Raw genomic sequence first — 6,743 nt, forward strand, 5'->3', positions numbered from 1 at the left:
GCCCGTATCGCACCGTCGCGACGATCCGATTGCCGCGACAGGCGGCCTATGGTCCCGACCGCGTCCATTATTTCGACGAGGTGATGACGTTCCGCCCGGCGCACAGCCTGGAGGCGCATCGCCCGCTTGGCGGCGTGATGCGCGCCCGCATGCAAGTCTACCGGGCGCTCAGCGACTTCCGCCACCGCGCGACTGGGATCGCGGCGGCCAATACCGCCGGCATCCAGGACATTCCGGCCTGACCCCCAACACCCATGCCATTGATCTTGAGAGGATAATAATGAAGCTCGAAGGCAAGACCATCGCCATCCTCATCGCCCCGCGCGGCACCGAGGAACCCGAATTCGCCGAGCCCAAGACGGCGGTCGAGGAAGCCGACGCCCAGGTGGAGAGGGCATGATGGCGCGCTTCTCCGACAAGGTTGTCATCATCACCGGTGCCGCCTCCGGCATCGGTGAGGGCGCCGCGCGCCGCTTCGCCGAGGAAGGCGCGACGCTGGTCCTGGGCGACATCGACAAGGCGGCGCTCGACAGCTTGGCGGGCGAACTGGGCGACATGGTCGAATGTCGCGAAACCGACGTGTCCGACCGGGCGGCATGCGAGGCGCTGGTCCAGGCGGCGGTCGACCGTTTCGGGCGGATCGACGTGCTGGTCAACAACGCCGGCGTCGACCATCTCGGCAAGGTCGACGAGGGCGACTTCGCCGAATTCACCAAGGTGATCGAGACCGACCTCTACGGCGTCGTCCATATGAGCCGCGCGGCGATCGCCCATCTGCGGCAGTCGAAGGGCTGCATCGTCAATATGTCGTCGGTGTCGGGGCTGGGTGGCGACTGGAACCACAGCTTCTACTGCGCGGCAAAGGGGGCGGTGAGCAATTTCACCCGTGCCTTGGCGATGGACGAGGCCCGGAACGGCGTCCGCGTCAACGCGGTCAATCCCTCGCTCACCTATACCGCGCTGACCGCCGGGATGAAGGCGCAGCCCGACCTCATCGCCAAGTTCGAGGAGCGTATTCCGCTGGGGCGCGGCGCCGAGCCTGCCGATATCGCGGGCGCGATCGCGTTCCTGGCCAGCGAGGACGCCCGTTTCGTGACGGGCGTGAACCTGCCGGTCGATGGCGGGCTGACCGCGTCGAACGGGCAACCGCCGCTGTCGTGACGATCGCGGGGCGGACCCGCATGTCCGCCCCCTCCCCCAGGGCTTCGGAAAGCATCCATGTCGATCGAATCCAACACCGCCTTGGCGCTTGCCTATTTCCCCGCCTTTCGCGATCGCGATACGCAATGGTGGGATGCGCATATCGCACCCGGGTTCGTCCGCCACGATCCCGGGCTCGACTTCGCGGTCGAGGGACCGGCGGGGATCAGGAAGCTGGCCGAGGTGCTGCATGGCGGCTTTTCGGACATCGCCTATCCAATCCTCAACGTCGTGGCGCAGGACGACCGCGTGCTCGTCCACCTGCGCCAAGTCGCGACCCATTCGGGGGAATATGAGGGCAGGCCGGCGACGGGCACGCGCACCGATATCGAGGTCATGGACCTGTTCCGCGTCGAGGGCGACCGGCTGGTCGAGCATTGGGCGCTGATGGACAATCTCAACCTGCTCAAGCAGATCGGTGCGGTCGATGCCTGACAGGTCCGGGGGACGGCTCTAAGCTCGCGATCGTCACCGGCGCATCGACACCGTGATCAACACTGCCGGGGAGATGAAGCATGAAGCGTTTCGTGATCGTGGTGGACATGCAACGGGACTTCGTGGCGGCCGACGGCGCGCTGCCGGTCGCCGGAGCGGAAGAGATCGTCCCGCCCATGAACGCCTGGCTTGCCGGCCTCCGTCCCGAAGACGTGGACGGCGTGCTCTTCACCGCGGACACGCATGTGGCTGCCATCTATGCGTCCTCGGCGGAAGCCGAACTCTTTCCCCTCCATTGCGAGACGGGCACGCCGGGATGGGAGAATGTCCTCGATCGAGCCGCGATCGATCCCGCCCTGCCGGTCTATCATCTCGAAAAGGGGGTGTTCGACATGTGGGCCGAACCCGATGGCCAGGTGACGTCGGTCGCCACGGGTGAGACGATCGCGCGGGACGCCTTCTTCGCGGCGCTGAAGGCGCGCGGCGTGACCGAGGTGACGGTGGTCGGCGTGGCATCGGACTATTGCGTGCGCTGGGCGATCGACGGTCTGGTCGCGCGGGGCTTCACGGTCGACGTGCCGACGCGACTGACCCGTGGGATCGCGCGGCCGATCGAGCAGGTCGTCGCCGATGACTTCACCGGCGCGCCGGTCCGGCTGGAGGCGACGGCGTGATCCTCCCGCGCGCCCGTTCCATCGACGATGAACCGACGCGGCTCTGACGTGGCGGCCCGGGTCACGGCACCGGTCGATCTAGGCCCCGAAATCCATTCGGCCGAAGTCATGGGCAAGCATCGGGGCAGCCTGTACCAATTCGGGACTTGGGTGCTTAACAAGAAATGAACAAACTTTGCGCTGATTGATTTGGATGGGCGGACCGATCGCACGGTCAATCAATCCAATGACCTACAGGGGTTTGCTCATGAAATCGTTCAAGGTCGCACTTTGCGTCGCCACGCTCGCCGCTCCCAGCCTCGCCCATGCCGCCGTCACGCCCAGCCTCGGCGGCAATACCTCGGATTTCCTCACGCTCAGCAACGCCGGCCTGGAAGGCGGCACGGTCGCCACGCTGAGCGGCGGCCAGGTCTATACGGCGGATCGTCCCTTTGCCGACATTCCGGCCGGCACCGTGTTCGGTGGCGACTTCCTGGCGGCCGGGCCGCTGGCCGGCCAGCCGGCCACGCTGACCTTCACCGCGCCGACCAGCTATCTCAGCTTCCTGTGGGGCTCGCCCGACACCTGGAACCGGCTGATCCTGACCACCAATCAGAACAGCTACACCTATACGGCGATGGACCTGAACTTCGCGGTGACGAACGGCAACCAGGCCTTCTCGCAATATGTCCAGTTCGCGACCTCGGGCGGTGAGCTGATCAACAGCGTCACCTTCACCAACGTGCCGGCCACCGACGCGTTCGAAGTCGCCAATTTCAGCGTCGCGGCGGTGCCGGAGCCGGCGACCTGGGCGATGATGCTGGTCGGTTTCGCGATGGTCGGCGCCGCGTCGCGCTATCGTCGTCGCAACACCTCCTTCACCTACGCCTGATCTCCACCGCCCGCAGGGGCTCGGAAGGCCGCCGGCAGCGATGCCGGCGGCTTTTTCGCATCATGTTGCACGACCCACCAGGCAGCCGGACTGCCGGAAAGAGTGAGCATGGCTATGCCGCAGGAGCAACCGCCCCCCTGTCCGCAGACGATGCGCATGGCGGCGCTGATGGTCCGCTCCTCCGCGCACCGGCTGTCGCCGGCCGACTATGCGGAAGGCGCGGCCCGGCTGGCGGCGGAGACGGCGCTGGCGCGGATCCTCGACTGTCTCGACGAGATCGCCGCGCTGCTCGACCCCCCGCCCCCCGCCGGACCCGGATGATCGACGCTCCCACCCGCCCCCAGGCAGTCGCGGCTCAACGCCCCGCCGGCTGAACCCGCCACAGCCAGCGCAGCACGTCGGGCAGCGCCGCGCCGCCATCCGCGTCCGAATGGCCGCCCTCCGTCCAGACATGATCGACATCGTAGCGCGGACCGCCCCGCCCCGTCGCATCCGCCTGCGCATTGGCCCATTGCAGCGCCTTCAGCATCTGCTGGTTGGCGAGGAACCAGTTGCCATGGGCATTGTCCAGATCGTTGCGTCCATCCTGCAGGAAGACGCGCAGCGGCCGGATCGGCGACTTGCGGATCAGACCCGGATAGACATCGCCGCCATAGGCCAGCGGCCGGCCGTCCGCCCCCAGCCGCAGGCCGATCGACGTATAGCTGCCGATGAAGCTGATGACGTTGCCGAACACGTCGGGATGCCGCCACGCCACGGTCCAGGCCGCGATCGCCCCGCTCGACGTGCCGCCGATCGCCCGGCGTCGCGGATCGGCCGCGAACCGCCAGCGCCGGGCCACCGCCGGCAGCAGTTCGGTCAGCGTCAGCCGGGCATAGTCGTCGGAGAGCGCATCATATTCGGCGACGCGGTGGTCGGGATTGTCCAGCCCCAGACCGGCCGGATAATGCGCCGCGCGGTGGCCGGGCGTGACGAAGACGCCCAGGGTCGGCGGGATCGCGCCCCGGCCGATCAGGTCGTCCAGCACCGCGGGGATGCGGAGCGATCCATCGGGGTTGATCGCCCGCTGCCCGTCCTGGAACAGCAGCAGATTGGGCGGCCGCGCCGGATCATAGCCCGCGGGCACATAGACCCAGTAGCGGCGCACGATGCCGGGATAGACTCGCGACCGCAGCTCGAACGGCCCCTGCAACCGCGACGTTCCCTGCACGGCGGCCACCGACACCGGCGCCGCGACCGTCGGCACCGCCGGGGCCAGCAGCGCGGCCAGCGCCAGCATCGCCCGCTTGGTCACTCTCCGGTCGGTCGCTGCGCCGGCGGGATCAGCGCCTGGCGGATCGGCTCCACCCACCGGTCCCGGTCGATGTCATAGAGGATGAAGTCGCTGTCGAACTGCCAATAGGCCCAAGGGAAGCCATGCGCCTCCGCCTCGCGCCGCACCGTCGCAGTGTAGCGCGCCCGCGCCGCGACCGGCGTGCCGCTCTTCTCATAGGCGCCGAACTCGCCCATCAGCACGGGCCGGTCGTTCGCCTTCGACCAGGCCGCGACCTTATCGTAATCGGCCCGAATGCGCGCCTCGTCCGCTGCGGTGAACGGCACGTTCTTCAGATCCTTCATGTCCTCCGCCCAGGGCGCGCCCTGATGGGTGAAGCGGAACGGCTCATAGGAATGGAAGGTGACCAGGATGTTGCGGTCCGCCTTCGGCAGGTCCAGGCCCGGCAGCTCCTCCAGATTGTTCCAGCGGGTCGGGCCGATCACCAGCGTCCGCCCCGGATTGGTCGCGCGCACCACCGGGATCAGCCGCGCCAGCATCGCGTTCCAGCGCGGCCCGTCGAGCGGCGCATGGGGTTCGTTGAGCAGCTCGAACAGCACCGTGTCCGGCGCATCGCGATAGCGCGCGCCGATCTGTTGCCAGAAGGCGATCAGCTTCGGCTCGCAGGGGTCCGGCGCTTCGGAACAGAGGTTGAAGTCATGTTCGTCGAGGATGACGCCCAGCCCCGCATCGGTGGCCCCCTTCACCACCCCGTCCAGCGTCTTCAGCCATTGCGGGTCGAGCCGGTTGCGCGCGTCCATATGCGCGAAGGACTGGAGCACGACGCGTACGAAATCGAAACCGCCCTCGCGGATGATGCGGAAATGGCGCGACTGGAACCGCGCCTTGGCCGGGTCGCGCCACAAGGGGTCATAGCCGATGATGTTGACGCCGCGCCGCAGGCGCTTGGCCGTCGCCCAGGCGGGGCCGGTCTCCGCCGCGCCGGCCGGAACGCTCGCCCCCGCCTGCATCGCCGGAGACTGCGCCAGCGCCGGCCCGGCCATCGACAGCGCCGCGCCAACCAGGAATTTCCCGAGCCACATCAAGCACATCCTCCCGCCCGATAATCAGGCTGGACGATGGGTTAGCGCAACCATCCGCGCCTGTCGCCGGTCCGATGGTCGAATCCGGCGATCCGGTCGGCCGGGCCGCTTCACCCTCCCGGCTAGGACGTGCGAGAGGCGCGCCGGCGTCGCAGCCAGTGGAGCAATCCGGTCGCGAACAGCACGGCCGGGGCCAGCCCGACCAGCACCGCCAGGATGCGCGTCGACAGCCCGCCGACCGTCCCGTCGTGCAGCGGCCGCACCCAGGCCATCCACCACGCCCCCGCGCCCGACCGGCGCAGGTCGCGCACCGCCAGCACCCGGCCCGAATGCCGGTCCACCCAGACATAGCTGCCGGTGAAGCGCGTCTGCGGATCGCCCGGCACCCGCATCCGCACCCGAATCGCCCCGTCCGGCGCATTGGGCACATCGACGAAGACCAGCCGCCCGTCCGGCAGCGCCCGGTGCGCCGCCTCCAGCGCCTGCGCGATGCGGACCGGCGGTCCCGGCTCGGACGTCGGCGCGGGCAGCGGCGCGGGCGCGAACAGCGCCTGTGCGACGACCGGCAGCGACAGCAGCACCCCCGTCGCCACCAGCACCGGCAACAGCATCCCGCTGGCCAGCCCGGTCAGCTTGTGCCAGTCGCGCACCCGGCGTAGCGGCGCGGCGTTGCGCTTGAAGGCCAGGGCCTTGCGCCATGTCCCCTTGGGCCACCACGCCGCCAGCCCGCTGACCAGCAGCAGCAGCATCGCCGCGCCCGACCAGCCGACGATCTGTCGCCCGGTCTCGCCCGCCAGCAGCTGCATGTGCAGCTCGTAGATCCAGCTCATCGTATAGCCGCCCCAGGGGGCGACGCGCAGGATGCGGCGGCCGTCGCGCGAGAACCAGAGCATCGCGCGATCGCCATGATGGTTGGGCCTGGCATAATAGCGCGCCGGGATCGCCCCGCCCTTGCCCGTGGCCTCGAAGGTCCATCGCCCCGTCGGATCGTTCCGCCCCGCGCGGCCCGTCGCCAGCGCCCGGTCCCAGACGGGCGAGTCCCAGCCGGGCGCTGGCGACGGGCCGCGCGGGGCGGAACGATCCGACGGGGCGATGGACCTTCGAGGCCACGGGCAAGGGCTGGTTCTTATAGAACTCTCTGAGGCAACGAAACCGTACTAGACATAGTATGACGTCTATTGTGTAAAGAAAAAAAAAATAAGAGAGTG

Annotated in this window: 8 protein-coding genes and 1 pseudogene; 6 read left to right on the forward strand and 3 right to left on the reverse strand. The window is 68.6% G+C overall.

Annotation, left to right across the window (positions count from 1 at the left end; all coding sequences use genetic code 11):
* The 6 genes and pseudogenes from BRX43_RS19560 to BRX43_RS19590 all read left to right on the forward strand — a co-directional run.
* A pseudogene (locus BRX43_RS19560) lies at window positions 1-242 on the forward strand (catalase); the annotation flags it as partial.
* A gap of 157 nt (window positions 243-399) precedes the next feature.
* Window positions 400-1,161, forward strand: a complete 762-nt coding sequence (locus BRX43_RS19570) for an SDR family oxidoreductase (protein ID WP_125996736.1) — start codon at window positions 400-402, stop codon at window positions 1,159-1,161.
* Window positions 1,162-1,218: 57 nt separating this feature from the next.
* Window positions 1,219-1,635 carry an ester cyclase gene (locus BRX43_RS19575; protein ID WP_125996731.1) on the forward strand — a complete coding sequence of 139 codons (417 nt, stop codon included), beginning with the start codon at window positions 1,219-1,221 and terminating at the stop codon, window positions 1,633-1,635.
* 80 nt (window positions 1,636-1,715) lie between these two features.
* Window positions 1,716-2,309: an isochorismatase family protein gene (locus BRX43_RS19580; RefSeq protein ID WP_125996732.1), complete on the forward strand. Its 594-nt coding sequence runs from the start codon at window positions 1,716-1,718 to the stop codon at window positions 2,307-2,309.
* Window positions 2,310-2,556: 247 nt separating this feature from the next.
* Window positions 2,557-3,180, forward strand: coding sequence for a PEPxxWA-CTERM sorting domain-containing protein (locus BRX43_RS21100; RefSeq protein WP_164523693.1), 624 nt, complete (start codon window positions 2,557-2,559; stop codon window positions 3,178-3,180).
* Between the two features lie 108 nt (window positions 3,181-3,288).
* The gene (locus tag BRX43_RS19590) at window positions 3,289-3,501 is read left to right on the forward strand and encodes a hypothetical protein (protein ID WP_125996734.1); all 213 of its coding nucleotides are present in this window, start codon (window positions 3,289-3,291) and stop codon (window positions 3,499-3,501) included.
* 34 nt (window positions 3,502-3,535) lie between these two features.
* Here BRX43_RS19590 and BRX43_RS19595 read toward each other — a convergent pair whose 3' ends face one another.
* The 3 genes from BRX43_RS19595 to BRX43_RS19605 form a co-directional block, all read right to left on the reverse strand.
* On the reverse strand, window positions 3,536-4,474 hold the full coding sequence (locus tag BRX43_RS19595; protein ID WP_241215097.1) for an alpha/beta hydrolase-fold protein: 939 nt from the start codon (window positions 4,472-4,474) through the stop codon (window positions 3,536-3,538).
* On the reverse strand, window positions 4,471-5,535 hold the full coding sequence (locus BRX43_RS19600; RefSeq protein ID WP_241215098.1) for a glycoside hydrolase family 5 protein: 1,065 nt from the start codon (window positions 5,533-5,535) through the stop codon (window positions 4,471-4,473). Before BRX43_RS19600 ends, BRX43_RS19595 begins: the two co-directional genes overlap by 4 nt.
* Window positions 5,536-5,657: 122 nt before the next feature.
* Window positions 5,658-6,665 (reverse strand): PepSY-associated TM helix domain-containing protein, encoded by a 1,008-nt coding sequence (locus tag BRX43_RS19605; protein ID WP_346962876.1) that lies wholly within the window; start codon window positions 6,663-6,665, stop codon window positions 5,658-5,660.
* Between the last annotated feature and the right edge of the window lie 78 nt (window positions 6,666-6,743).

Origin of the sequence: Sphingomonas sp. S-NIH.Pt15_0812 (genome assembly GCF_003951315.1) — a bacterium.
Lineage (GTDB): Bacteria > Pseudomonadota > Alphaproteobacteria > Sphingomonadales > Sphingomonadaceae > Sphingomonas.

What these genes read in the sequence shown, in the direction of transcription:
- BRX43_RS19570 (WP_125996736.1), top strand. Translation starts at nt 400, where the DNA reads ATGGCGCGCTTCTCCGACAAGGTTGTCATCATCACCGGTGCCGCCTCC.
- BRX43_RS19575 (WP_125996731.1), top strand. Translation starts at nt 1,219, where the DNA reads ATGTCGATCGAATCCAACACCGCCTTGGCGCTTGCCTATTTCCCCGCC.
- BRX43_RS19590 (WP_125996734.1), top strand. Translation starts at nt 3,289, where the DNA reads ATGGCTATGCCGCAGGAGCAACCGCCCCCCTGTCCGCAGACGATGCGC.
- BRX43_RS19580 (WP_125996732.1), top strand. Translation starts at nt 1,716, where the DNA reads ATGAAGCGTTTCGTGATCGTGGTGGACATGCAACGGGACTTCGTGGCG.
- BRX43_RS19600 (WP_241215098.1), bottom strand. Translation starts at nt 5,535, where the DNA reads ATGTGGCTCGGGAAATTCCTGGTTGGCGCGGCGCTGTCGATGGCCGGG.
- BRX43_RS21100 (WP_164523693.1), top strand. Translation starts at nt 2,557, where the DNA reads ATGAAATCGTTCAAGGTCGCACTTTGCGTCGCCACGCTCGCCGCTCCC.